We start from the raw sequence: 23,037 nt of genomic DNA, 5'->3' as shown, positions 1-23,037 counted from the left end.
AACGTATGGAAGGGAACCCGGGGAACTGAAACATCTAAGTACCCGGAGGAAAAGAAAGAAAACTCGATTCCGTAAGTAGCGGCGAGCGAACGCGGAGGAGCCTAAACCGGAATGCGTGCATTCCGGGGTTACGGACTGCATTTAAGATTCTCTGAAGCTAACAGAACGGTTTTGGGAAAGCCGGCCGGAGAGGGTGAAAGCCCCGTACGTGAAAGCTGATGAGACTGAGCAGGATCCAGAGTACCACGAGACACGTGGAACCTTGTGGGAAATCAGGGGGACCACCCCCTAAGGCTAAATACTACTTAGTGACCGATAGCGCATAGTACTGTGAAGGAAAGGTGAAAAGGACCCCGGGAGGGGAGTGAAAGAGAACCTGAAACCCTGTGTCTACAAGCTGTGGAAGTGCTTTATATGCACGACCGCGTACTTTTTGTAGAACGGTCCGGCGAGTTACGCTTACTGGCAAGGTTAAGCACTTCAGGTGCGGAGCCGTAGGGAAACCAAGTCTTAAGAGGGCCAGAGTCAGTAGGAGTAGACCCGAAACCGGGTGATCTATCCATGTCCAGGTTGAAGCTGCCGTAAGAGGTAGTGGAGGACCGAACCCACATCCGTTGAAAAGGGTGGGGATGAGGTGTGGATAGGGGAGAAATTCCAATCGAACCCGGAGATAGCTGGTTCTCCTCGAAATAGCTTTAGGGCTAGCCTCGATACAGATTTGCGGAGGTAGAGCACTGAATTTCCTAGGGGGCGTCAAAGCCTACCGAAGAATATCAAACTCCGAATGCCGCGTAATCGATTATCGGGAGTCAGACTGCACGAGATAAGTTGGGCGGTCAAAAGGGAAAGAGCCCAGACCTTCAGTTAAGGTCCCCAAGTGCGCGTTAAGTGGAAAAGGATGTGGGATTTCGAAGACAACCAGGATGTTGGCTCAGAAGCAGCCATCCATTCAAAGAGTGCGTAATAGCTCACTGGTCGAGAGGTCCTGCGCCGAAAATGTCCGGGGCTGAAACGCGCCACCGAAACTAAGGAACCGAAAGGTTGGTAGAGGAGCATTGCATGCGGGAAGAAGCAGTACCGTAAGGAGCTGTGGACTGCATGGAAGAGAGAATGCCGGAATGAGTAGCGAGAATAAGGTGGGAATCCTTATGGCCGAATATCCAAGGTTTCCAGAGTAAAGCTGATCTGCTCTGGGTAAGTCGGGGCCTAAGGCGAGGACGAGAGTCGTAGCCGATGGACAACAGGTGGAGATTCCTGTACTGCGGTATGACAGAACTGTGGGGACACGTAAGGAAAGCGGAAGCCGGGAATGGAAAGCCCGGTGCAAGCGGGGTACCAGTCACTTTGGCAAATCCGGGTGGCAATGGGAAGCCGTGATGCGGAGTGAAATAAAGTAACGAAGTCCGTGAGCCATGCGTCAAGAAAAGCCGCTATCGTTTATACCGTACCCGTACCGTAAACCGACACAGGTGGATGAGGAGAGAATCCTAAGGCCGGCGGAAGAAGCATTGTCAAGGAACTCGGCAAAATGGCCCCGTAACTTAGGGATAAGGGGTGCCTGGGAAACCAGGCCGCAGAGAATAGGCTCAAGCAACTGTTTAGCAAAAACACAGGTCTATGCGAAACCGAAAGGTGAGGTATATGGGCTGACGCCTGCCCGGTGCTGGAAGGTTAAGAGGAGAGGTTAGCGCAAGCGAAGCTTTGAATTTAAGCCCCAGTAAACGGCGGCCGTAACTATAACGGTCCTAAGGTAGCGAAATTCCTTGTCGGGTAAGTTCCGACCCGCACGAAAGGCGTAATGATTTGAGCGCTGTCTCGACAATGCATCCGGTGAAATTGAAGTACCAGTGAAGATGCTGGTTACCTGCGCCAGGACGGAAAGACCCCATGGAGCTTTACTCCAGTCTGGTACTGGGACTCGGTATTGCATGTACAGGATAGGTGGGAGGCTAGGAGATGGTAACGCCAGTTGCCATGGAGCCGCTGTTGGGATACCACCCTTGCAGTATTGGGTTTCTAACCAGCCGCCGTGACCCGGCGGTGGGACAATGCCAGACGGGGAGTTTGACTGGGGCGGTCGCCTCCGAAAGGGTATCGGAGGCGCCCAAAGGTTCCCTCAGAATGGACGGAAACCATTCGAAGAGTGCAAAGGCAGAAGGGAGCTTGACTGCGACACCGACGGGTGGAGCAGGTACGAAAGTAGGGCTTAGTGATCCGGTGGTATTAAGTGGGAATGCCATCGCTCAACGGATAAAAGCTACCCTGGGGATAACAGGCTTATCACTCCCAAGAGTTCACATCGACGGAGTGGTTTGGCACCTCGATGTCGGCTCATCGCATCCTGGGGCTGTAGTAGGTCCCAAGGGTTGGGCTGTTCGCCCATTAAAGCGGTACGCGAGCTGGGTTCAGAACGTCGTGAGACAGTTCGGTCCCTATCCGGCGTGGGCGTAGGATATCTGAGAGGAGCTGTCCTTAGTACGAGAGGACCGGGATGGACGGGCCGCTGGTGCATCGGTTAGACTGCCAAGTCTACGGCCGAGTAGCCAAGCCCGGAAGGGATAAACGCTGAAGGCATCTAAGCGTGAAGCCCCCCTTAAGATGAGATATCCCATTCGTTAAGAAGTAAACCCCCTTGAAGACGACGAGGTAGATAGGGCAGAGGTGGAAGTGCAGCAATGCATGGAGCTGACTGTTACTAATCGGGTGAGGGCTTGACCAAGAATCGCAGGAAGAATGAATCTCAAGGAAATGTCAACATGTATGTAGTTTTGAAGGTACAGTAAAAACCAGCTATCATCTAGCTGGTTTTTTTGTGTGCAAAAATCTATAGAAAGGAATGTCTGAAACTTCTGACCATTTACATAGAAAATTATAGAAAGTGGGATTAAAAATATATTGTCTTGCAGGAAAATGGGTTTTAAAATTATAAGCAAGATTTATAGAATCTATTAATCCTCTAAAATAATACATCTTAATCTAGCCCATCAGAGTGTGAAATCATGCTGAACTGTCTTAAATGCATTATTTACGAGGACTGCTATAATAGAAACATATATGGGAGGGTTTTTCATGAAGATTTATGTAAATGTAAATGCTGGTCATGATGGTAATGGTACAGAACAGATGCCGTTTCGTCATATTAATGATGCAGCAAAAATTGCACAGCCGGGGGATGAAGTTTGGGTAGCTCCTGGAGTTTATCGGGAGTATGTAGATCCTGTTCATGCGGGTAGAGAGGATGCCAGAATTACTTACAGGAGTGTAGAGCCTCTTGGGGCAGTTATTACCGGAGCAGAACGAATTCAGTCATGGGTTCCTTATAAGGAAAACGTATGGGTATGCCGTGTTGCGAACAGTCTTTTTGGCAACTATAATCCATATACAACTATGGTATATGGAGACTGGTATTTTGCTAAAGCTGACAAACATACAGGATGTGTATATCTTAATAACCGAGCACTTTATGAGGCTGGAAGTGTAGAGGAATGTATTAAAGCCGAGGTTTATGAGTGTAGTTGGGTTCCGGAGGAATCTACTTATAAATGGTACACAGAACAGGATCAGGAAAAAGATGAGACAGTAATTTATGCGAATTTTCATGGAGCAGATCCAAATGAGGAAAATGTAGAAATTAATGTACGTCGTGAATGCTTTATGCCATCAAAAACAGGTGTTGGATATATCACAGTCAGTGGTTTCGTAGTTACAAAAGCAGCAACTACCTGGGCACCGCCTGCAGCTTATCAGGATGGCATGATCGGGCCTCACTGGAGTAAAGGATGGATCATTGAGGACTGCGAAATTTCTAACAGCAAATGTGCAGGAATTTCTCTTGGAAAATATTATGATCCGGAAAATGATCATTATTTTACTAATAAATATGTTAAGAGTCCAACTCAAATGGAAAGAGACGCGGTATGCCGTGGACAGTATCATGGCTGGCTTAAGGAAAAAGTAGGAAGTCATATTATCCGCCGAAACAATATCCACCACTGTGAGCAGGGTGGTATTATCGGGCGTATGGGTGGTGTATTCAGTATTATTGAGGATAATCATATTCACCATATCAACAATATGATGGAATTGGGCGGAGCAGAAATTGCCGGAATTAAAATGCATGCTGCAATTGATGTTATTATGAGAAGAAATCATATTCATCATTGTACTATGGGAATCTGGTGTGATTGGGAAGCTCAGGGTACACGACTTTCTCAGAACCTGCTCCATGACAATCAGCGTCCGGCATTTGCTAAACAGTTGAAAGGTGGTATGATGTGCCAGGATATTTTTGTTGAAGTAGGTCATGGTCCTACTCTTATTGATAACAATATCCTTTTATCAGATGCCAGCCTGCGTTTTGCTACTCAGGGTGTTGCTATGGTACATAATCTGATCTGCGGTGCTTTAACTTGTGTAGGCGAAGGAACCAGTTGGCGTTATACACCATATCATATGCCTCATCGTACAGAGGTTATGGGATTTATGACTATACTTCATGGAGATGATCGTTTCTATAATAATATTTTCGTCCAGAAATGGCCTTCAGAAGATTTTATTACAATGCATGATTCTGATGATGGATTTGATTCTGAAAACAGAAAAGTCGGAACCTGGATGTTTGATGAGTATCCAACGTATGATGAATGGATTTCACAGTTTGATTTTACAAAACCTGCAGATATGAAGAAACTGGAATCAGTTCATTTTGATCATTTACCGGTATGGAGTGAAGGAAATGTTTATCTTAATGGTGCAAAGGCATGGAAACATGAGAAAAATGGGTTCGTTTCTTCTGAGAATGTGAAGGTAGAATTAACAGAGAAAGACGGAAAATATTTCCTGGATACAAATATATATGAGATTCTTGAAGATTTCTCCGGACGTATGATCAATACAGAAGTTTTGGGAAAAGCTTTTGAGCCGGAAGAATTCTTCGAAAATCCGGATGGAACACCGATAACATTTGATACCGATTACTTTGGAGGACACAGAGGTGCCAAGGTAATTCCCGGACCTTTTGCAGAGAAGGAAGACGTTGGGAAAAACGTTAATATATGTACTGCATTTTAAACGAATTAAGTAAGTTATCGGATACAATTGTGAATCTACGCCTGAGTGAGCAGTAATATAATTCCAATAACCTTTATTTTCTCTGTCTTATCTTTCTGGCAGATATGGAAAATGTATGCTAAAATAGAAATAGCAAATTTGTATGTAAAATAATAAGGAAAGGTAAGAGGGGGAAATGGAGAAAGAGGAAAAGCGTGCAGATCAGGAGAATGACACGGAAGAACAAAGTACGGAAGCGAAAAGCTTACTGAAAAAAAAGCTTCAATATTATAGTAGTGAGATTCAGCGTGATGTGGGAAATCTTGTAAAATGGCTGATGATCGCGGTACTTGTAGGATGTATTACAGGAGCGGCGAGTACACTGTTTTCTTTTGTGCTGAAGAGTGTGACAAATTGCAGGAAAGAAAATGAATGGATGTTCTATCTGCTTCCGGTGATGGGATTAATTATTGTATACCTGTATGAGAAATTTGGTAAGGATGATGGAGGTACGAATCAGGTGCTTTCTACTGTGAGATCACAGGACGATGTGCCGATTTTATCTGCACCTCTGATTTTCATTTCTACAGCACTTACGCATCTGGCAGGTGGCTCTGCAGGACGTGAAGGTGCGGCAATACAGCTTGGTGGAAGTATTGCCAATCAGCTTGGACGTTGGATTCATCTGGATGAGGAAGACCGACATGTAATTGTTATGTGTGGTATGAGTGCAGCATTCTCTGCATTGTTTGGAACACCGATGGCTGCGGCTGTTTTTGCACTGGAGGTAGTCAGTGTAGGAGTGATGTATTATACAGCTTTGATGCCTTGTATGATTGCTTCCCTGGTTGCATCCGGATTTGCGGCAGGAATGGGAGTTACACCGGAGACTTTTCATGTAGTGGATATTCCGAAGCTGACTATTGAAACGGGTTTGAAAATGGGTGCTATCGCTGTTGGATGTGCAGTGATTAGTATTGTATTCTGTATGGTGCTGAATGGAGTTGCCGGAGCATATGGAAGGTGGTTTAAGAATCCATATGTGCGTGTAGTTGTGGGATCCTGTCTGGTGATTGGAATTACATTACTTCTGGGAACTTCAGATTATATGGGCGCAGGTGCAGAGCTGATTGAGAAGGCAGTGGAGGAAGGACAGGCAAGACCTCTGGACTTCTTCTGGAAACTGGTACTGACTGCATTGACAATGCGTGCAGGATTCCGAGGCGGGGAAATTGTTCCTTCGTTCTGTATAGGAGCTACATTAGGATGTGTGATGGGAAACTGGCTGGGATTTTCGCCATCTATCTGTGCTACATGTGGAATGACGGCGGTATTCTGTGGAGTGACAAACTGCCCGATCACATCAATTCTGATCGCATTTGAAATGTTTGGATTTAAGGGAGTTCCTTTTTATCTGATTGCTGTTTCTATCAGTTATGCGGCTTCAGGATACTATGGACTGTATAAGGACCAGACGATTGTGTATTCTAAGTATAAGGCAAAGTATGTGAATAAACCTACGCGGTTTTAACCGAAACTGCAGAGCAGTTGTTCGGTGTAGAGATATAAATAGAAAATAAGGACAGTTTTTCAGTCTAATAAGAATCTGAAAAACTGTCCTTATTTTTGTTATTCTAAAGCCATGAAAAGCGACAGTTGAGGCAGACAGATTTGTCTATTGAAGAAATTTCTCTGGGTGTCGGTTATGAAAACCAGAGTTATTTTTTCCGGCAGTTTAAGAAGCGATATGGAATGATTCCAAGGAGATACCGGATAGAAAAAGGACAAAAAGTATGTAAACTTTTGAAAAATTCAGAAAGAGTCGGTATGCTTTTTACGTTGCAGGGAAAGAGAATAAATGTTAAAGTAAATGATACGGTATAGTGGGGCAGGGAAATAATAGAGATTATCCTGAAAAGTGTTTTATTACAAAATAGCAGTGATAGAAATTATATCGAATATGTAGAGAGAGGATGGAATTTACTTGGAAAAAGATAATCAAAGTACGCAGGAGATAAATTCGCAGGCACAGAATCCGCTTGGTATAGCACCGGTAGGTGGATTGATCGCGAAGTTTGCGATTCCTGCTATCATCAGTATGCTGGTCAGTGCGATGTATAATATCGTGGACCAGATTTTTATTGGACAGGGTGTAGGTATGCTGGGAAATGCGGCAACGAATGTGGCGTTTCCTGTTACAACGGTCGCAACTGCGCTGGCATTGCTTTTGGGAATTGGCGGTGCATCAAATTATAATCTGGAAATGGGGGCAGGACAGGAGAAGAAAGCCAGCGGGATTGCAGGTACTGCGTTGTCGTCACTGGCAATCAGTGGTCTGATACTTGCTGTGATTGTACTGATGTTCCTGAAACCACTTCTGACATTGTTCGGGGCAACTGCAGATGTTATGCCTTATGCTGTTGATTATACAGGTATTACTGCATTTGGACTTCCATTTTATATTTTGTCTGTCGGCGGGAATCATGTGGTCAGAGCAGACAGAAGTCCGACTTATTCTATGGTCTGTATTATGATAGGTGCGATCATCAATACTATTCTGGATCCGCTGTTTATTTTTGGATTCGGATGGGGAATTAAGGGTGCTGCATGGGCAACAGTGATCGGACAGGTTGCTTCCGGAGTTCTGGTAATTGTGTACTTCTGTAAGTTCCGCAAAATGTATCTGTCCGGTGGGATGCTGAAACCAAAGCTGTCATATCTTAAAGCAATTATTTCTCTGGGACTTGCATCCTGCATTAATCAGATTGCCATGGCGATCGTGCAGATTGTATTAAATAATATTCTGCGTTATTATGGAGCAAATTCCGTATATGGAAGTGATATTCCCATTGCCTGTGTAGGTGTTATCTCCAAAGTCAATATGGTGTTTATGGCAATCTGTATTGGTATTTCTCAGGGCAGTCAGCCAATCTGGGGATTTAATTACGGAGCAAAGAAATATGACAGAGTAAGACAGGCATACCGTTATTCTGTAACTGCCTGTACAGTAATTGCAACGATATTTTTTTTCTGTTTCCAGATATTTCCACACCAGATCGTGGGTATCTTCGGAACAGGAAGTGAGCTGTATTTTCAGTTTGCAGAACGCTACTTGAAAATATTTATGTTTATGACTTTTGCAAACGGTATCCAGCCGGTATCTTCCGGTTTCTTTACTTCTATCGGTATGGCGAAGCTGGGTATTGTAATGTCTCTGACACGGCAGGTGATTTTTCTTCTGCCATTGATCATTATCTTCCCGTTGTTTATGGGAATTGATGGAGTGATGTATGCAGGACCGATCGCAGATGCAGCGGCATTTGTGCTGGCAATTGTGTTTGCGAGACGAGAACTGGGAAAGATGCGCAGTGCGGAAATAGCATAAAAAAGTTCCCGCAGATAATATGGAAGAAATTTGGCCATATTGTCTGACGGGAACTTTTTTATAAAAGATTGTAAAACTGATCGAACAGCTCTGTCTGGAAGCTTCCGGGGCCGGAGCTGTTTTTCTCTGCTCTTTCTCCTGCTGTGCCAAATTCTCTGGCTGCTGACAGGGCCGCTGTAAATGGGTCTGTAACTGCCAGATAGGTGGCACAGATCATTCCAAGCATACATCCGGTTCCTGTAATCTGTGACATGGCAGGAGTGCCATTTGTAATAAATTCACATTTACTGGCAGAGACGATCATATCTTCCTTGCCTGTGATAAGAAGTGTGGTATTCCACCGGGAAGCCTTTTCCTGGAAAAGTTCTTTCAGATGGGAACGATTGGCATCTGTAAGCACATCCTGTACACCTGCGTCAATTCCAATTGCATGTGCGGTCTGTCCGGACATGGCAAGAAGTTCAGACATATTTCCTTTTAGGAGTTCAGGCATGTGGATGTTCATAAGCTTCTGTGCGAATTCATAGCGCAGATTGCTGCAGGCAGTTCCTACCAGATCAAGCATAACAGGGATATGGAGACTGGCAGCAGTTTTCAGAGATTCCGGCATGGATTTCATACGTGCATCAGTGATATTTCCAAGATTCAGTGCCAGTGCATGAGAGTTTCTGGTGATCTCAGCTACTTCTGCCGGATGTTCTGCCATGATCGGGCGGCCTCCGGCCGCCAAAATAATATTCGCACAGTCATGAATAGAAATCGGATTAGTGATGCAATGAATCAGCGGCTGTGCTGCTCTGGTCAATTGTCTGGGATTTGTCTGATTTACGGTCATATACTTTTGCTCCAAGGCTTTGCTGAAATTTGGCAAGCATTCCTGCGTGACTTAAGGCCTTCAGGAAGAAGTAGGCAATGGTGCCGCCCATGCAGGTTGCTGCCAGAAACATTGGTGTATAGAAAAATGCGTTCAGTCCGCTTCTGCCCATAAGAAATGCCATTACAGGATAGGAAACCAGAGAGCCTATGATACCGGTTCCGAAGATTTCACCGATCACTGCGCAGATAATCTTTCCATGAGAAGCGCGGTAGAAAACGCCTGATAAAAATGCGCCGAATACGGCACCTGTCAGTGCAAGTGGCGGGATACCCATAAACATCATTCGGATGATTCCGATGAGAGTGGCACAAAGCAATGAATACCACGGTCCCAGAAGTACGGAACAGACGATGTTTATCAGGTGTGCAGTAGGGCACATACCCTCGATTCTCAGAATAGGTGAGATGACAACGCCGATGGCAACCATCATGGCGAGCATGACCATTCTGAGTGTTTTTGATCTGTCTGTGTTCATAATAATGAACCTCCTTGAAATTAAGATTTGGTCTGCCGAAGCAGACATTATCAGTTGTGCAGGAAGCAGATAAAATCCTGCAAAAAAATCTGCCGGAATAACACACTGGCAGATTTTAATATACAAATACAGTCCCTACGCTGGCATTATCCATATCAGGTGCGGTCGAAGATCTATCTTCCTCTCAGCCTGTCCCACAGGCTCCCGTTGTTATTATCCATTATGCAGATTTTCTTTTGTTAGAGCGTATTTGAAAAATGCTTTACGCAAGATGTGCGTTACAATTTTCAAACACGCTTTAGAGTAACACAAGCTTTTGGAAAAGTCAATGGGATGTAAAAGCAGGGTAAATTTCCTACAGTAAATTTATACTACCTAATATTATTTTTAAGTTGACTTTTTATTTTTTTCAGCATATACTAACAGTAGCTAAGGAATGTGACGAGATTCCATGAAGCGAACTAAAGAAACAAAAGCCCTCAGAGTTGCAGCTCTGAGGGCTTTCTTGCTCGTTACGGTGAGCTGTTCCGTTTGGGCTGTTGCTGTCTAGTGTCTGCCGTCCAGCCATTTGCATATGTAGTAGCTAACTACGCCTGCTAAAACAGAGACAAGAAATGTGACGAGAATTTCTTCCATGAAACTCACCTCCTTTCTGCTGGAGGTTCGACAGTTCTTATAGTATATCATGGTTACTGTTCACACACCACTATTCCGCGAGGTGTTTTGGCATGAATATGCCAAAATCCCGAGACATACGAGCCAAAATTCCATTGCCACAGGCAATCTGGAATGAATTTTGGCTACGTTACTGTGAACGGAGTGAACAGTAACATATCATGGTTTAGGACGAATTGAAATAAAAAATCTATTTGTACTAAAACGATTGTCCGTGATATGATTAACAGGTAGATGACAGACAGCATATGATAAAAAGAAGCTGTCTGCATGGACAGAAAGGCAGGTTAAATCTGATGAAACAGGAAAATTACATAAAGGGTATGATAATGATCATCCTGTCGGCGTTTTTCTTTGCTTGTATGAATGTGAGTGTACGTCTGGCAGGTGATCTGCCGTCTGTGGAGAAGAGTTTCTTCCGGAATCTGGTGGCGGCGGTGTTTGCAGCGGCGATTCTCTGTAAGAATCGTACAGTGCCGAAGGTGGATAAGAAATACTGGGGACCGCTGATTTTGCGTTGTGTGTGCGGGACACTGGGGATTCTGTGTAACTTTTATGCCATTGATCATCTGTTGGTGGCAGATGCATCGATACTGAATAAGTTGTCTCCGTTTTTTGCGATTATTTTTTCATTCCTTTTGTTAAAGGAAAAGATCAGACCGGTGCAGGCTGCGTGTGTTGCGCTGGCGTTTATAGGATGTTTATTTGTAGTGAAACCGGGATTTCAGAATGCGGCACTTGTTCCGGCACTGATAGGAGTCTGCGGTGGACTGGGGGCAGGAATTGCCTATACGATGGTGCGTGTACTGGGAACTCACGGAGTGAAGGGACCGGTTATCGTGTTTTATTTTTCATTTTTCTCCTGTTTGTCGGTTGTGCCGTGGATGTTGTTCCATTTCACACCCATGAATATGAAGCAGCTTGTGACATTGCTGATGGCAGGATTATTCGCAGCGGGTGGACAGTTTACGATTACGGCTGCATACACCTATGCACCTGCAGGGAAGATTTCCATTTTTGATTATTCGCAGATTATTTTTGCCACGATGCTGGGATTTATCCTGTTTGGAGAGATTCCGGATAAGTACAGCTTTACAGGATATGTGCTGATTATTCTGGCATCATTGGGTACCTTTCTTTATAATATGAGGGTAGCTAAGGCTGGTAAATGAAGAAGAAGTAAAAAAGGATTTTTTTGATTTTATCAAGTAAGTCTGATGAAATCCGATCAGTATATAGAATTGTTGGATTGTAAACTATAAAATAGAAAAAGTTGTCAATAAAAACGCTTTGTGTTAAAGTATCCAATATGTTAAAAAATTAAGGAGAAGGGTGTACAAAGATGTCTTTTATAAAAAATATTCCACTACGCCCTCACCATGGAATGTGCCTTGCATATTTCAAGGGTGAGGGATACAGTGATGGGTTTTCCGCACATATGCAGGAAATGCTGGATATTTTCCAGAAGGGAGCGAAGATACAGCTTCATGCAGATACAGACGAGATCTGTTCTGCCTGTCCCAATAATGAAAAAGGATGTTGTTCTTCCTTTTCGCTTGTAGAAGCATATGACAATGCAGTACTGGATTTATGTGGCCTGGAGAATGGACAGATTATGGAATTTGATGATTTTACAGATATTGTTCAAAAGAAAATCCTGGCATCAGGAAAGAGGAAAGAAATCTGTGGGAATTGTCAGTGGAACTCCATCTGTGAAAGCCAGAAGAGCAGATGGGAGAAATGCTAAGAAAAATAGAGTTACAGAATGAATAGCGTTCCGGTACAGAACAGAAGCTATGAATAAAAAAGTCAGATGCGCAAATAGTGCAGTAGAAAGGACATAACGATAAAAATGGAAAATACAGAATCACGTTTATATTTCGCCAGTGACTACATGGAGGGTGCACATCCTGCGATCATGAAAAAGCTGATGGAGACGAATCTGGAGAAAACAGTGGGATATGGTCAGGATCCATATACAGAAGAAGCGAAAGAAAAGATCAGAAAAGCCTGCAATGCACCGGAGGCAGATGTATTCCTGCTGGTTGGCGGAACACAGACCAATGCCACAGTGATCGATGCACTTTTGAAATCCTATCAGGGAGTTGTGGCTGCGGATACAGGCCATATTGCAACCCATGAATCTGGCGCCATTGAATTTGGTGGACATAAGGTTCTGATAGTACCGCAGAAAGATGGAAAAATCTCTGCACAGCAGATTGAGAAGCTGGTGAAGGATTTCTATGATGATGCCAACTATGAGCATATGGTAATGCCTGGAATGGTATATATTTCCCAGCCAACAGAATATGGTACCCTGTATTCCAGAGAAGAATTAGCAGCTCTCAGCAAAGTCTGCCGGGAAAATCATCTTCCCCTTTATGTGGATGGCGCCCGCCTTGCCTATGCACTGGCAAGTCCGGAGAACGATGTGACTCTCACTGATCTGGCTGAATTTAGTGATGCGTTTTACATTGGAGGAACCAAATGCGGAGCATTGTTTGGAGAAGCGGTGGTTATACCGCAGAAAGGACGGATTCCTCATTTCTTTACAATCATCAAGCAGCATGGAGCATTGCTTGCCAAAGGAAGAATCGCCGGGATCCAGTTTGGTGAGCTGTTTACGGACGGACTGTACCTGCGGATCGGCAAACCTGCAATGGAAGCTGCAGAGCAGATCAAGGCTGCACTGAAGAAGTATGGATATCAGCTTTCTCTGGATACGCCTACCAACCAGATCTTCTGTATTGTGTCTAATGATGTAATGAAAGAAATAGCCCAGGATGTGGAGTTCGGATTCTGGGAGAAGTATGATGAGACACACTCTGTGATCCGCTTTGCCACAAGCTGGGCTACTACTATGGAAGATACACAGAAACTGATTCAGATTCTGGAAAAAAATAAATAAGAGAAAAAATCAGTGGTCAGTTGATTTAAAGGAGTGTTACAGGCAGCATCAGGGCAATGGTGCTGCCTTTTTCGCTGCTCTGGGTTACTTTTACCTGGCCGTTGTGCTGTCTGGCAATCTCGCTTACAAGGGCAAGACCCAGACCGGCACCGCCCATGGCGCGGCTGCGGGATTTGTCCACACGGTAGAAGGGATCAAAGATTTTCTCCTGATTTTCAGGGGAGATACCGATGCCTGTGTCAGTTACCTCCAGGACTGCAGTCTCTGCAGAATGAATGCCTACAGTGACGGAACCGGAAGGCCGGTTATATTTGATTGCATTTTCAACCAGATTATAGACTGCCCGGTACAGAAGGATATAGCTGCCTGTAACAGTACAGTCACCTTCTGTCTGAATAAGCCGGATCTGATGCTTTTCTGCAACCGGGTCCAGATCGCAGAAAACTTCTTCTGTGAGTGCTGCAAGGGAAATGGTATCAGAACGCTCTACAGTCTGAAGACCTGTCATGTCCAGCAGAATTTCCGCAAGGTGGGAAAGCCGTCCGGTCTGTTCCTGAAGCATGGTGAAAAGCCTGTCGTATTCCTGGTGTGTGTGTTCCGGCTTCTTGTAAAAAACTTCCAAATTTGTCTGCATTACAGCTAAGGGTGTGCGAAGCTCATGTGCTGCACTTGCCACAAACTGCTTCTGTGCAGAGAATGCATTGTCCAGGCGGGCAAGCATGTCATTAAAGGATCTGGTCAGACGTGAGATCTCATCCTCTGAGAGTGGGACTTCCAGCGGTTCAGACAGATTCTGAGCCTGTACCTGGCTGATCCTGTCACTGAATCTGCGCAGAGGGGTCAGGGCTCTTCTGGTGACAAACCAGGTACAGATACTGCTGAGAAGAATAATGATACCTGTGGCAATCATGCTCTGGAACAGAAATTTATTTTTGGTATTCTGGATCTGGTTTTCCAGATCAGGGATGAGGATTTTTGGATCTACATTGATAGAGATCGGGTTTGAATTGTCAGGGGTGACCAGAACCACATAGTCGGAAATCCCTTCCAGACCGGTCACAGCAGAACGGCTGATAAAGAAATACATCAGTGCACAGGCTGTGATAACCAGTCCGGAGATCAGCAATGTGAGCCTCCACTGGAGGGAGAGCCTGCGGGGGGAAAGTTTTTCTGAATAAAATTTCATAGATAAATCCTTTCGTTTCATTATAATGACATAGTAGTATTTGAACGCAGATAAGCATTCCCCCGCTTCAAGTGCGCGAAGCACTAAGCGGCGGGGGAGGGGGGATGTTTTACATCTGAAAATATTTATTGTACAGATATGAATGATTTTTATTCTTCCAGAATATATCCCTGTCCAATCTTATTCTGTATAGGATCATATCCAAGGGCAGTTCTCAGTTTTTTCCTTAAAGAAGAAATGTGCACCCGGATGGAGTTACTGAAGCTGTTTACGCTGCCGTCCCAGAGATGCTCGATCATTTCCTCAGGGCTGATGATCCGGTTGCGGTGAAGCAGAAAGTATTCCAGAAGTGAGCTTTCTTTTCTGGTGAGAGCCAGAGGCGCGCCATCTACACTGGCTTCTCTTGTGCGTGTGTCAAAGGTAATGCGGCTGCATCTCAGGCAGACATCCTCCTGGATAAATTTACGGCGGGTAAGGCTGCGGATGCGGGCTTCCAGCTCCTCGAAATGAAATGGTTTGGTGAGGTAATCGTTGGCTCCCAGATCCAGACCCTCCACCTTATCCTGGATCTGTACTCTTGCGGAGAGTATGAGAACAGGAGTATTGGTATTGAAGGTACGGAACTGACGCAGGATTTCCAGACCGTCAATTCCCGGCAGGTTCAGATCCAGAAGGATCAGGTCGTAATTCTCTGTCATACATAATTCCAGTCCCTCTTCCCCGTCAAAGCAGGTATCTGTTTCATATCCGTCCATGCGGAGTCCTTCTGCCATGGAACGGCAGAGCTGTTCTTCGTCTTCTATAATTAAAATGTGCATGATAGTCTCCTTTTTGAATTTCTAGATTTATAGTTTTATCATAGCACACGAAGTATAAAATTCGTGTAAAAAAAGAAAATGTTTCATATTAAAATATCCGATTACAAAGTTCTTTTAACAACCGTAGCAAGAATTCCCTCACCTCTATAGGGACGCCGCTGAAAAACTGTTTTTTCATACTATATACAGTGTCTCAAAGTTGATTGATGTACTTTATTTTGTGTTAATTTATACGCAAAAAGGACTTTTTCAGTGGCCTTCTATAGGTGATGGGATGAATTGCACTATGAATTGCACATTCGAGCATGTCTGCTCAAATTTATAAAAAATCACAAAACACTTGTTCTGACACAATAAATATATTATAATAGAAAAAAGAACAATATGCTCTTGGAATTTGGACGGTCGAAATAAGCAATAAGTGAGTGTACATAATGAGTTTAGATAATAATTCTCATTCAGTGTTTTTGTTTGATTCTGGTTATGAAATATAGCAGAAAGATGCTGGACGATAAGATGTCAGAGAGAACAAAAGAAATCTTTGAAATATAGCACCTGTTGAAACAATCCATCAGTATATAGAGAGTCAGGGTGAGAAAGATAAACCGGGCAGTAAAAATAAGGATCTATCCAAATAAAGAACAGATAACCCAGATAGAGAAGACGATCGGCTGCAGTCGTTTTCTCTATAATCGGATGCTTGCGGATAAGATCCGTCATTATCAGGAAGAAAAAAAGATGCTGAAAAATACGCCGGCCGGATATAAAAAAGAATATCCATGGCTGAAAGAGGTAGATTCTCTTGCGCTAGCGAATGTACAGTTAAATCTGGAAGGGGCTTTCCGGAAATTTTTCCGGGAACCGGGAGTGGGATTTCCGCATTATAAATCAAAAAAACATTCGCGGAAATCCTATACAACAAATATGGTAAATGGGAATATCTGTCTGCAGGACGGGTTCCTGAAACTGCCAAAGATGCAGCCAGTAAAAATAAAGCTCCACCGTATAATACCGGAGGGATGGAAGCTGAAATCAGTGACTATGAGCAGGGAACCGTCCGGAAAATATTTTGCCAGCCTGCTGTTCGACTGTGAAAACCAAACAGTGGAGAAAAGACAGGCGGAAAAATTTCTGGGGATTGATTTTGCCATGCATGGGATGTGTGTATTTTCCACCGGTGAAAGGGCCGGATATCCCATGTTTTACCGGAATGCAGAGAAAAAACTTGCCCGGGAACAGAGAAAGCTTTCCAGATGTGAAAAGGGAAGCCGTAACTATCAGAAACAGAAGAAAAAGGTTGCATTATATCATGAAAAGATAAAGAACCAGAGGAAGGATTTCCAGCATAAGCTCAGCCACAGCCTTGCAGAAGACTATGACGCAGTATGTGTGGAGGATCTGAACCTGAAGGGGATAGCCGGAGGCCTGCATTTCGGAAAAGGGATACAGGATAACGGATATGGCCAGTTCCTTTCCATGCTCGGATATAAGCTGGAAGAACGCGGAAAATATCTGATAAAAGTAGACAGATATTTTGCATCCAGTAAGATATGTAGCGTATGCGGACATAAGAAGAAAGAGCTGGCATTATCAGAACGGATATACCTATGCGAATGTGGAAACCGGATGGACCGGGATGTGAATGCGGCGGTCAATATTCTGAAAGAAGGAAAAAGAATATATAAAAAATGTGCATAATAGCACAGAAAAGATCCGTAACCGGATAAAAAAAAGAACCGCGGGACACGCGGGGATAGCCTGTTTTAGTTTTGCCCTGAAGGGCAATTGAGCAGGAAGCTCCCACTTCAAAATCTGTAAGATTTAAGTGGCGAGAGCATGTCACCAAGTTTCAGATTTGTCTGTGACTGGCCATGAAATAAAATTTTGAAAAAAGTTATTTTCTTAACACAGATTTTATTTCTCAGATGCTATAATGTGTGCATATCAATAAAACGATGCCTGTTATGCGGGGACAAAATCCAAATCTGCGGACAGACATAAGGAATTAACCAATTAAACTGTGAAGCAGTTATTTGGTTAGGAGCAGGTAGAGAAGTGTATGTTTTTATCGGCTTGGCTTAAAAGTAATATAAAAATCATAACAGTAAAAAATGAAGGGAGCTTACTTATAATGAAAAACAGAAGAATGAGATTAATGGCGATTTTTGCAGCAGGTGTATTAAGTGTGACATCTATGGGAGGTATTGTAACTGCACATGCAGAGGAAACTCTTTCAGTGCCTGCAGAGGAAGCCGGTGCAGGTGCGGTTCAGATGGATGGAAAGGATGCTCAGGCAGCAGAAGATGGCAGTGTGGCAGCTTCCGAGGGCTTGATCGCAGGATCTTTCAAACCGTCAGAGATTGCTCAGCCGGCACAGGATACTTATGAATATCCATTCCTTGGAATGAAATTAGGGATTTCCAAAGATCTGAAAGAGCAGATGGAGAAGAAGAACATTTCCATGTTTACAGATGAGAGATGGAATGACAATGCAGATGCAGTCACATATGCTACAGCAAGCTGGTGCACCCTGACAGATGAGCAGAAGGATGCAGAGGTGGATAAGATGGGCACCGGATATGACGATTGGCTGAAAAGTCTCAGCAGAGTAGGTGTGATCGGAATGTATGATGAGGAATCCCAGAAAGATCTGGATAGGATTACCGGCTGTACAGAGCATAAAGAACTGGGCACCAGCAGTGATGGCAAATATAAATATTATCTCAGCACAAACAAGGATGCGGATGCAGATCTGTTAAAGGACGTGGAGGGGATTGAGGTAACACTTACAGAAATGACTCCTTTCCAGATGCTCTCTGCATTTGACCAGCCACAGGATACTTCTGACAGTACAGAGGCGACTGAAGGAACAAATGTAGGTAAATTTGAAACAACAGGAGTTGATGGAAAAACTTACACACAGGATATCTTTAGCAAATATGATCTGACTATGGTAAATATTTTCACCACCTGGTGTTCTCCATGTGTCAATGAGATTCCTGATCTGGAGAAACTTTATCAGGAGATGAAGGATAAAGGTGTGGGAGTAGTAGGCGTGACACTGGATACAGTAGGCAGTGGTGGAAAGCAGGATCAGGAAGCAGTGAAAAAGGCTCAGGTACTTCAGAAGAAAACAAAGGCATCCTATCCATTCCTGATCCCGGATTCCGGAATGATGAACGGACGTCTTAATGGAATCTCCGCTTTCCCGGAAACTTTCTTTGTTGATAAGAACGGAAATATTGTAGGCGAAACTTACTCCGGAAGCCACAGTCTGGACGAGTGGAAAGAGATCGTGGAAAAAGAGCTGGAGAATGTAACAGAGGGAAAATAAAAAATGGATGAATTGAAAACCAGCAAAATATGGAACAGTAAATGGCCGGCGTTGATTCTTATGCTTGTAGGAGTCTGCTTTATGGGATATGGGATTTCCCGCGGAGAGCTGGCAGTGGTGTTTACAAAAGCCATTAATATCTGTATGGAATGTGTAGGAATAGGATAAATGAGTAACAAAAAGAACAGCGATAACAAAAGTAATAAGAAACAAAACACAAAAAATATGAAGATCAATGAGTGGCCCCGCCACGGAATCCAGGCACTATGGGCGTTCATTACAAACAGTCATGTTACCGGCTTTGTCACAGGCAAAATTTACACAGGCAAATTGAAAAATGCCTGTGTTCCGGGCCTGAACTGCTATTCCTGCCCCGGTGCTGTTGGTGCCTGTCCTATCGGTTCTCTTCAGGCTGTGATAGGGAGCTGGAATTTCAAAATGGCTTATTATGTGGTGGGATTTCTTATCTTCATCGGAGCTATGGTGGGAAGGCTGATCTGCGGTTTTCTCTGTCCCTTCGGATTGATTCAGGATCTGCTGAATAAGATTCCGTTTCCTAAGAAAATCCGCACATTCAAAGGCGACAAGCTGCTTCGTAAGCTGAAATATGTGATTTTTGCAGTATTTGTGATCCTGCTTCCATTGTTTCTGGTGGATATTATGGGACAGGGTGCACCGTACTTCTGTAAGCTTATCTGCCCGGCAGGAACACTGGAGGGCGGACTGCCACTGGTACTTCTGAATAAATCCATGCGCAGTGCACTGGGCTGGCTGTACATATGGAAGAATGTGATCCTTGTCATAACGATCATTCTCTCCATTATGATCTACCGTCCGTTCTGCAAATATATCTGTCCCCTGGGAGCACTTTATTCCATCTTTAATCCTGTCTCTCTGTATAAGTACAGAGTGGATAAAGATAAGTGTATAAAATGCGGAAAATGTGCAAAAGCATGCCAGATGATCGTAGACCCTGTGGAAAACTCCAACAGTCCGGAATGTATCCGCTGCGGCAGGTGCAAGAAAGTTTGCCCGACAGATGCAATCCAGTGTGGGATCAGAAAAACACCTGACAGACTATAAAAAGTAGTCTGCCAGGTGTTTTTGTATGTTTTTGTTGGAAAATGTACAAAAATATCGAAAAATATATAAAAAACTGGTAGAATCATATTGTGAAAATACAGAACAGAAAATGAGGTGACTGTATGGCAAAGAAGAGAAAAAAACCGAAGATGGAATTCCGCTATTACCAGATGCCTGCCGGAAGTCCGATTCTGGCTCTTCTGGGGCAGAAGTGGGTTCAGAATTATGGAAATGATGTGGATTATCTTCATTTTCATAATTATCTGGAGATTGGTTTCTGTTACGAAGGGGATGGAGTTATGGCGTTTGGTGAGGCTAAAATGCGGTTTTCGGGAAGAGAATTTACGGTGATTCCACCCAATTATGCTCATACGACTAACAGTGATCTGGGTACGGTCAGTAAATGGGAGTATCTTTTCATAGATGTGGAAGGTTTTATGAAAAAATTTCTGAACAATCCGGTAAAGGCTGAAAAAATGATTCAGAGAATATATTCTAAGGCTTTATTTCTGAAAGAGAATGAGTCCCCCTCTATAGCTGCAAAAATTCTTAAGATCATGAATATCATGCGTGAGGGAGAAGAATTTTATATTGAAGAATCCAGTGGAGTTCTTGCGGCATTACTAGTAGAAATTGCCAGACTGAACCGGGCTTCACCGGAAGACAGGGTGGAAGAGGAAACAGGGAAACTTACAAATATGATCACCCGCGTACTGGATTTTGTTTCTTATCACTATATGGAGGATATCCGGATAGAGGATCTGGCGAAGATCTGCCATATCAGTGAAACTCATTTCAGAAGAGTGTTTACATCGCATATGAAGGTAAGTCCTCTGGAGTATATTAATTCTGTGCGGATTCATACTGCCTGTGAATTTCTGCAGAAAACAGATACACCGGTGGCAGATATTGCGCACAAATGTGGTTTCACGACCAATTCAACGTTTAACCGGAACTTCAGACAGATAATGGGAGTGACTCCGGTTGAATGGAGAAAACGGCCGGAGAATTATGAACAGCAGCTTTTGGATTTCGATATTCATTCAGAGGAAGGATGGTAAAAAAGTTATGAACTATAAGATTGTGGAGCAGGTATCAAGAAAGAAAAAGAGTATGTCCGGAGTCCTGTGTGTGGTAATGATTATTTTTGCAGTGCTTTTTGTGGTTATGGGAATCACGATTTCCCAGGCATTTATGCTTCCGGGATTTCTGCTTGCGGGGCTGTATTTTGTCTTTGATATATTCAGTCAGAAGGATTATGAATACATGATGGAAAACGGTCAGTTTGAAATAGATGTGATCTATGGCAAGAAGTATCGCAAAACAGCTCATATACTGGAACTGAGTAATCTGGAGACAGTGGCACCGCACTGGCATGAAAGTGTTGCAAGGTACAAAAAGAATGGTGGAACGGAGAAGCTGAAAAAATACGATTATACCTCTTATGATGAAGATACTCCTTATTATACAATGATCATCCGGGAAGACGGGCACAAAATAAAACTGCTTCTTGATCTTAATGAGGAACTGCTTCATGCGATGAAAACACAATATCCTGAAAAAGTCTATTTTGCATAAAATGAATTAAAAACTGTAAAATATGTACAAAAATTGAACGGAAAATTTATGAAATAATAACAAAGGTCATTTTTAAAGACAAAAATATATATTTTTTTGTCCATGAAAGTGGCCTTTGTTATTAAAATTACATAGTAAAAACATAGTAAATGAGAAAGTGAACAAAAAATATATTTTTAAATATTTTTAATAGTGCAAAATACATAAAATGGTCGAAATTGCACATTATGTGTGCGGTTATGCAAACTATACCTGAAAATCGGATGCTATAATCAACTTACAAGCGATTCGGAAGAAAGAATAAGCTTAATAAAGGAGGATATAAATATGAGAAAAAAATTACTCGCAGTATTAATGACCGGTGCTATGGTAGCATCCTTTGCAGGATCAGCTACAGCTGTTTTTGCGAAATCTGATGATGACAACAAGTTAACTGTATGGGCGTGGGATCAGAACTTCAACATCAAATCCATGCAGATCGCAGCAGATCAGTATGCAAAAGATCATGAGGGATTTTCTGTAGATATCGTAGAGACATCTTCTGATGACTGCCAGACTAAACTGACAACAGCAGCAAATGCAGGCGATTACAGCACACTTCCTGATATCGTTCTTATGCAGGACAACAGCTATCAGAAATATCTGAAGAGCTATCCGGATGCATTCACAGATCTGAAAGATATCAACATTAACTGGGATGATTTTGGTAAACTGAAACAGTCCTATTCCATGGTAGATGATACACACTATGGTGTTCCGTTTGATAATGGTGCTGTTATTGCATGCTATCGTACAGATATCCTTGACGAGGCAGGATATACTATTGATGATCTGACAGATATCACATGGTCCAAGTTCATGGAAATCGGTAAAGATGTTCATGAAAAAACCGGAAAATATCTTCTTACAAGTGAAGCTACAGGTGGCGATACTCTGATGATGATGATGCAGTCCTGCGGAGCTAACTTCGTAAACGAAGATGGCGAAGCTTACATCGTAGGCAATGAAGTTGCAGAGAAATGCATCAATCTTTATGTAGATCTGGTTAAGAATGACGTTGTTAAACTTGTAAATAACTGGGATGAATATATCGCTACTATTACAGGCGGTGAGGCAGCAGGTATTGTAAATGGTAACTGGATCACAGCTACTCTGATGTCTACAGAAGATCAGAAGGGTCTGTGGCAGATCACAACAATGCCTAAAGTAGACGATGTTGATACAGCTACAAACTATGCAAACAATGGTGGATCTTCCTGGTATGTTACATCCAACTGCCAGAATGTAGAACTTGCAGAAGATTTCCTTGCAAGTACATTTGGTTCCAGCACAGAGTTCTATGATACAATCCTTCCGGAAGCAGGTGCAATCTCCTGTTATCTGCCGGCAGGTGAATCTAAGGTTTACAACGAGCCAAATGAATTCTTTGGTGGACAGCCAATCTTCTCCACAATTGTAGAATACTCTTCTCATATTCCGGAGTTCACAAAAACACCGTATCATTATGAATCAAGAGAATGCGTCAACACAGCAGTTGTAAATATCGTAAACGGCACACCTGTAGAAGATGCCCTTCAGGAAGCTCAGGATACTCTGGCATTCAAGATGACTGAATAAATTCTGATCGCAGGATCAGATGATGTCAGGATTGCGGGAACAGTGAAACTGT

The 23,037-nt window shown here is 43.3% G+C and carries 18 protein-coding genes, 1 rRNA gene and 1 riboswitch (1 of these 20 cut by a window edge); of the genes, 15 read left to right on the top strand and 4 right to left on the bottom strand.

Features of this window, described 5'->3' with window-relative positions; translation table 11 throughout:
• The 5 genes from NQ550_RS21570 to NQ550_RS21550 all read left to right on the top strand — a co-directional run.
• Window positions 1-2,719 (top strand): 23S ribosomal RNA (locus NQ550_RS21570) (it extends 165 nt beyond the left edge of the window).
• A gap of 350 nt (window positions 2,720-3,069) precedes the next feature.
• On the top strand, window positions 3,070-5,070 hold the full coding sequence (locus NQ550_RS21565; protein WP_025580868.1) for a right-handed parallel beta-helix repeat-containing protein: 2,001 nt from the start codon (window positions 3,070-3,072) through the stop codon (window positions 5,068-5,070).
• Window positions 5,071-5,245: 175 nt separating this feature from the next.
• Window positions 5,246-6,580, top strand: coding sequence for a chloride channel protein (locus NQ550_RS21560; RefSeq protein WP_025580870.1), 1,335 nt, complete (start codon window positions 5,246-5,248; stop codon window positions 6,578-6,580).
• A 140-nt stretch (window positions 6,581-6,720) separates the two neighbouring features.
• On the top strand, window positions 6,721-6,933 hold the full coding sequence (locus NQ550_RS21555) for a helix-turn-helix domain-containing protein (RefSeq protein ID WP_025580873.1): 213 nt from the start codon (window positions 6,721-6,723) through the stop codon (window positions 6,931-6,933).
• A gap of 100 nt (window positions 6,934-7,033) precedes the next feature.
• A complete protein-coding gene (locus NQ550_RS21550) occupies window positions 7,034-8,434 on the top strand; it encodes an MATE family efflux transporter (protein ID WP_025580875.1) in 1,401 nt (466 codons plus the stop codon).
• A 58-nt stretch (window positions 8,435-8,492) separates the two neighbouring features.
• On the opposite strand, the gene thiM is transcribed toward NQ550_RS21550, so the two are convergent.
• Both thiM and thiW read right to left on the bottom strand, forming a co-directional pair.
• Complete coding sequence (gene thiM / locus NQ550_RS21545) at window positions 8,493-9,269, bottom strand: hydroxyethylthiazole kinase (protein WP_025580877.1); 777 nt, start codon at window positions 9,267-9,269, stop codon at window positions 8,493-8,495.
• Entirely contained in the window at window positions 9,199-9,786 is a 588-nt protein-coding gene (gene thiW / locus NQ550_RS21540; protein ID WP_020993246.1) for an energy coupling factor transporter S component ThiW, read from the bottom strand. The genes thiM and thiW overlap by 71 nt, the downstream gene beginning before the upstream one ends.
• Window positions 9,787-9,900: 114 nt before the next feature.
• A riboswitch (TPP riboswitch) is annotated at window positions 9,901-10,004 on the bottom strand.
• A 753-nt stretch (window positions 10,005-10,757) separates the two neighbouring features.
• Between thiW and NQ550_RS21535 the strand changes: the two genes are divergently transcribed.
• The 3 genes from NQ550_RS21535 (at window position 10,758) to NQ550_RS21525 (ending at window position 13,369) form a co-directional block, all read left to right on the top strand.
• Window positions 10,758-11,633, top strand: a complete 876-nt coding sequence (locus NQ550_RS21535; RefSeq protein ID WP_025580879.1) for a DMT family transporter — start codon at window positions 10,758-10,760, stop codon at window positions 11,631-11,633.
• Window positions 11,634-11,803: 170 nt separating this feature from the next.
• Entirely contained in the window at window positions 11,804-12,208 is a 405-nt protein-coding gene (locus tag NQ550_RS21530; RefSeq protein WP_025580881.1) for a DUF1284 domain-containing protein, read from the top strand.
• Between the two features lie 105 nt (window positions 12,209-12,313).
• Complete coding sequence (locus tag NQ550_RS21525; protein WP_025580883.1) at window positions 12,314-13,369, top strand: threonine aldolase family protein; 1,056 nt, start codon at window positions 12,314-12,316, stop codon at window positions 13,367-13,369.
• Window positions 13,370-13,394: 25 nt separating this feature from the next.
• Here NQ550_RS21525 and NQ550_RS21520 read toward each other — a convergent pair whose 3' ends face one another.
• Together NQ550_RS21520 and NQ550_RS21515 are read right to left on the bottom strand one after the other, a co-directional pair.
• Window positions 13,395-14,555, bottom strand: coding sequence for a sensor histidine kinase (locus NQ550_RS21520; protein WP_025580884.1), 1,161 nt, complete (start codon window positions 14,553-14,555; stop codon window positions 13,395-13,397).
• Between the two features lie 149 nt (window positions 14,556-14,704).
• On the bottom strand, window positions 14,705-15,373 hold the full coding sequence (locus tag NQ550_RS21515) for a response regulator transcription factor (protein ID WP_025580886.1): 669 nt from the start codon (window positions 15,371-15,373) through the stop codon (window positions 14,705-14,707).
• Window positions 15,374-15,964: 591 nt separating this feature from the next.
• On the opposite strand from NQ550_RS21515, the gene NQ550_RS21510 reads away from it, so the two are divergent.
• From NQ550_RS21510 to NQ550_RS21480, 7 genes are all read left to right on the top strand, one after another.
• Window positions 15,965-17,071 (top strand): RNA-guided endonuclease TnpB family protein, encoded by a 1,107-nt coding sequence (locus NQ550_RS21510; RefSeq protein WP_330671086.1) that lies wholly within the window; start codon window positions 15,965-15,967, stop codon window positions 17,069-17,071.
• A gap of 433 nt (window positions 17,072-17,504) precedes the next feature.
• Window positions 17,505-18,707 carry a TlpA family protein disulfide reductase gene (locus tag NQ550_RS21505; RefSeq protein WP_025577995.1) on the top strand — a complete coding sequence of 401 codons (1,203 nt, stop codon included), beginning with the start codon at window positions 17,505-17,507 and terminating at the stop codon, window positions 18,705-18,707.
• Window positions 18,708-18,710: 3 nt separating this feature from the next.
• On the top strand, window positions 18,711-18,875 hold the full coding sequence (locus NQ550_RS21500) for a CD1871A family CXXC motif-containing protein (RefSeq protein ID WP_044996303.1): 165 nt from the start codon (window positions 18,711-18,713) through the stop codon (window positions 18,873-18,875).
• Window positions 18,876-19,790, top strand: a complete 915-nt coding sequence (locus NQ550_RS21495; RefSeq protein WP_025577997.1) for a 4Fe-4S binding protein — start codon at window positions 18,876-18,878, stop codon at window positions 19,788-19,790.
• A gap of 122 nt (window positions 19,791-19,912) precedes the next feature.
• Window positions 19,913-20,851 (top strand): helix-turn-helix transcriptional regulator, encoded by a 939-nt coding sequence (locus tag NQ550_RS21490; protein ID WP_025577998.1) that lies wholly within the window; start codon window positions 19,913-19,915, stop codon window positions 20,849-20,851.
• Between the two features lie 7 nt (window positions 20,852-20,858).
• Window positions 20,859-21,368, top strand: a complete 510-nt coding sequence (locus NQ550_RS21485) for a hypothetical protein (RefSeq protein ID WP_025577999.1) — start codon at window positions 20,859-20,861, stop codon at window positions 21,366-21,368.
• Between the two features lie 327 nt (window positions 21,369-21,695).
• A complete protein-coding gene (locus NQ550_RS21480) occupies window positions 21,696-22,985 on the top strand; it encodes an ABC transporter substrate-binding protein (protein ID WP_008705435.1) in 1,290 nt (429 codons plus the stop codon).
• Window positions 22,986-23,037: the final 52 nt, after the last annotated feature.

The sequence above is a fragment of the Blautia wexlerae DSM 19850 genome, assembly GCF_025148125.1.
Taxonomy (GTDB): domain Bacteria; phylum Bacillota; class Clostridia; order Lachnospirales; family Lachnospiraceae; genus Blautia_A; species Blautia_A wexlerae.
This window is presented reverse-complemented; position numbering and strand designations above follow the sequence as displayed.

Excerpts from the sequence above, each read along its gene's own strand:
- NQ550_RS21565 (WP_025580868.1), top strand. The coding sequence starts at position 3,070 with ATGAAGATTTATGTAAATGTAAATGCTGGTCATGATGGTAATGGTACA.
- NQ550_RS21560 (WP_025580870.1), top strand. The coding sequence starts at position 5,246 with ATGGAGAAAGAGGAAAAGCGTGCAGATCAGGAGAATGACACGGAAGAA.
- thiM (WP_025580877.1), bottom strand. The coding sequence starts at position 9,269 with ATGACCGTAAATCAGACAAATCCCAGACAATTGACCAGAGCAGCACAG.
- thiW (WP_020993246.1), bottom strand. The coding sequence starts at position 9,786 with ATGAACACAGACAGATCAAAAACACTCAGAATGGTCATGCTCGCCATG.
- NQ550_RS21535 (WP_025580879.1), top strand. The coding sequence starts at position 10,758 with ATGAAACAGGAAAATTACATAAAGGGTATGATAATGATCATCCTGTCG.
- NQ550_RS21530 (WP_025580881.1), top strand. The coding sequence starts at position 11,804 with ATGTCTTTTATAAAAAATATTCCACTACGCCCTCACCATGGAATGTGC.
- NQ550_RS21525 (WP_025580883.1), top strand. The coding sequence starts at position 12,314 with ATGGAAAATACAGAATCACGTTTATATTTCGCCAGTGACTACATGGAG.
- NQ550_RS21520 (WP_025580884.1), bottom strand. The coding sequence starts at position 14,555 with ATGAAATTTTATTCAGAAAAACTTTCCCCCCGCAGGCTCTCCCTCCAG.
- NQ550_RS21515 (WP_025580886.1), bottom strand. The coding sequence starts at position 15,373 with ATGCACATTTTAATTATAGAAGACGAAGAACAGCTCTGCCGTTCCATG.
- NQ550_RS21505 (WP_025577995.1), top strand. The coding sequence starts at position 17,505 with ATGAAAAACAGAAGAATGAGATTAATGGCGATTTTTGCAGCAGGTGTA.
- NQ550_RS21500 (WP_044996303.1), top strand. The coding sequence starts at position 18,711 with ATGGATGAATTGAAAACCAGCAAAATATGGAACAGTAAATGGCCGGCG.
- NQ550_RS21495 (WP_025577997.1), top strand. The coding sequence starts at position 18,876 with ATGAGTAACAAAAAGAACAGCGATAACAAAAGTAATAAGAAACAAAAC.
- NQ550_RS21490 (WP_025577998.1), top strand. The coding sequence starts at position 19,913 with ATGGCAAAGAAGAGAAAAAAACCGAAGATGGAATTCCGCTATTACCAG.
- NQ550_RS21485 (WP_025577999.1), top strand. The coding sequence starts at position 20,859 with ATGAACTATAAGATTGTGGAGCAGGTATCAAGAAAGAAAAAGAGTATG.
- NQ550_RS21480 (WP_008705435.1), top strand. The coding sequence starts at position 21,696 with ATGAGAAAAAAATTACTCGCAGTATTAATGACCGGTGCTATGGTAGCA.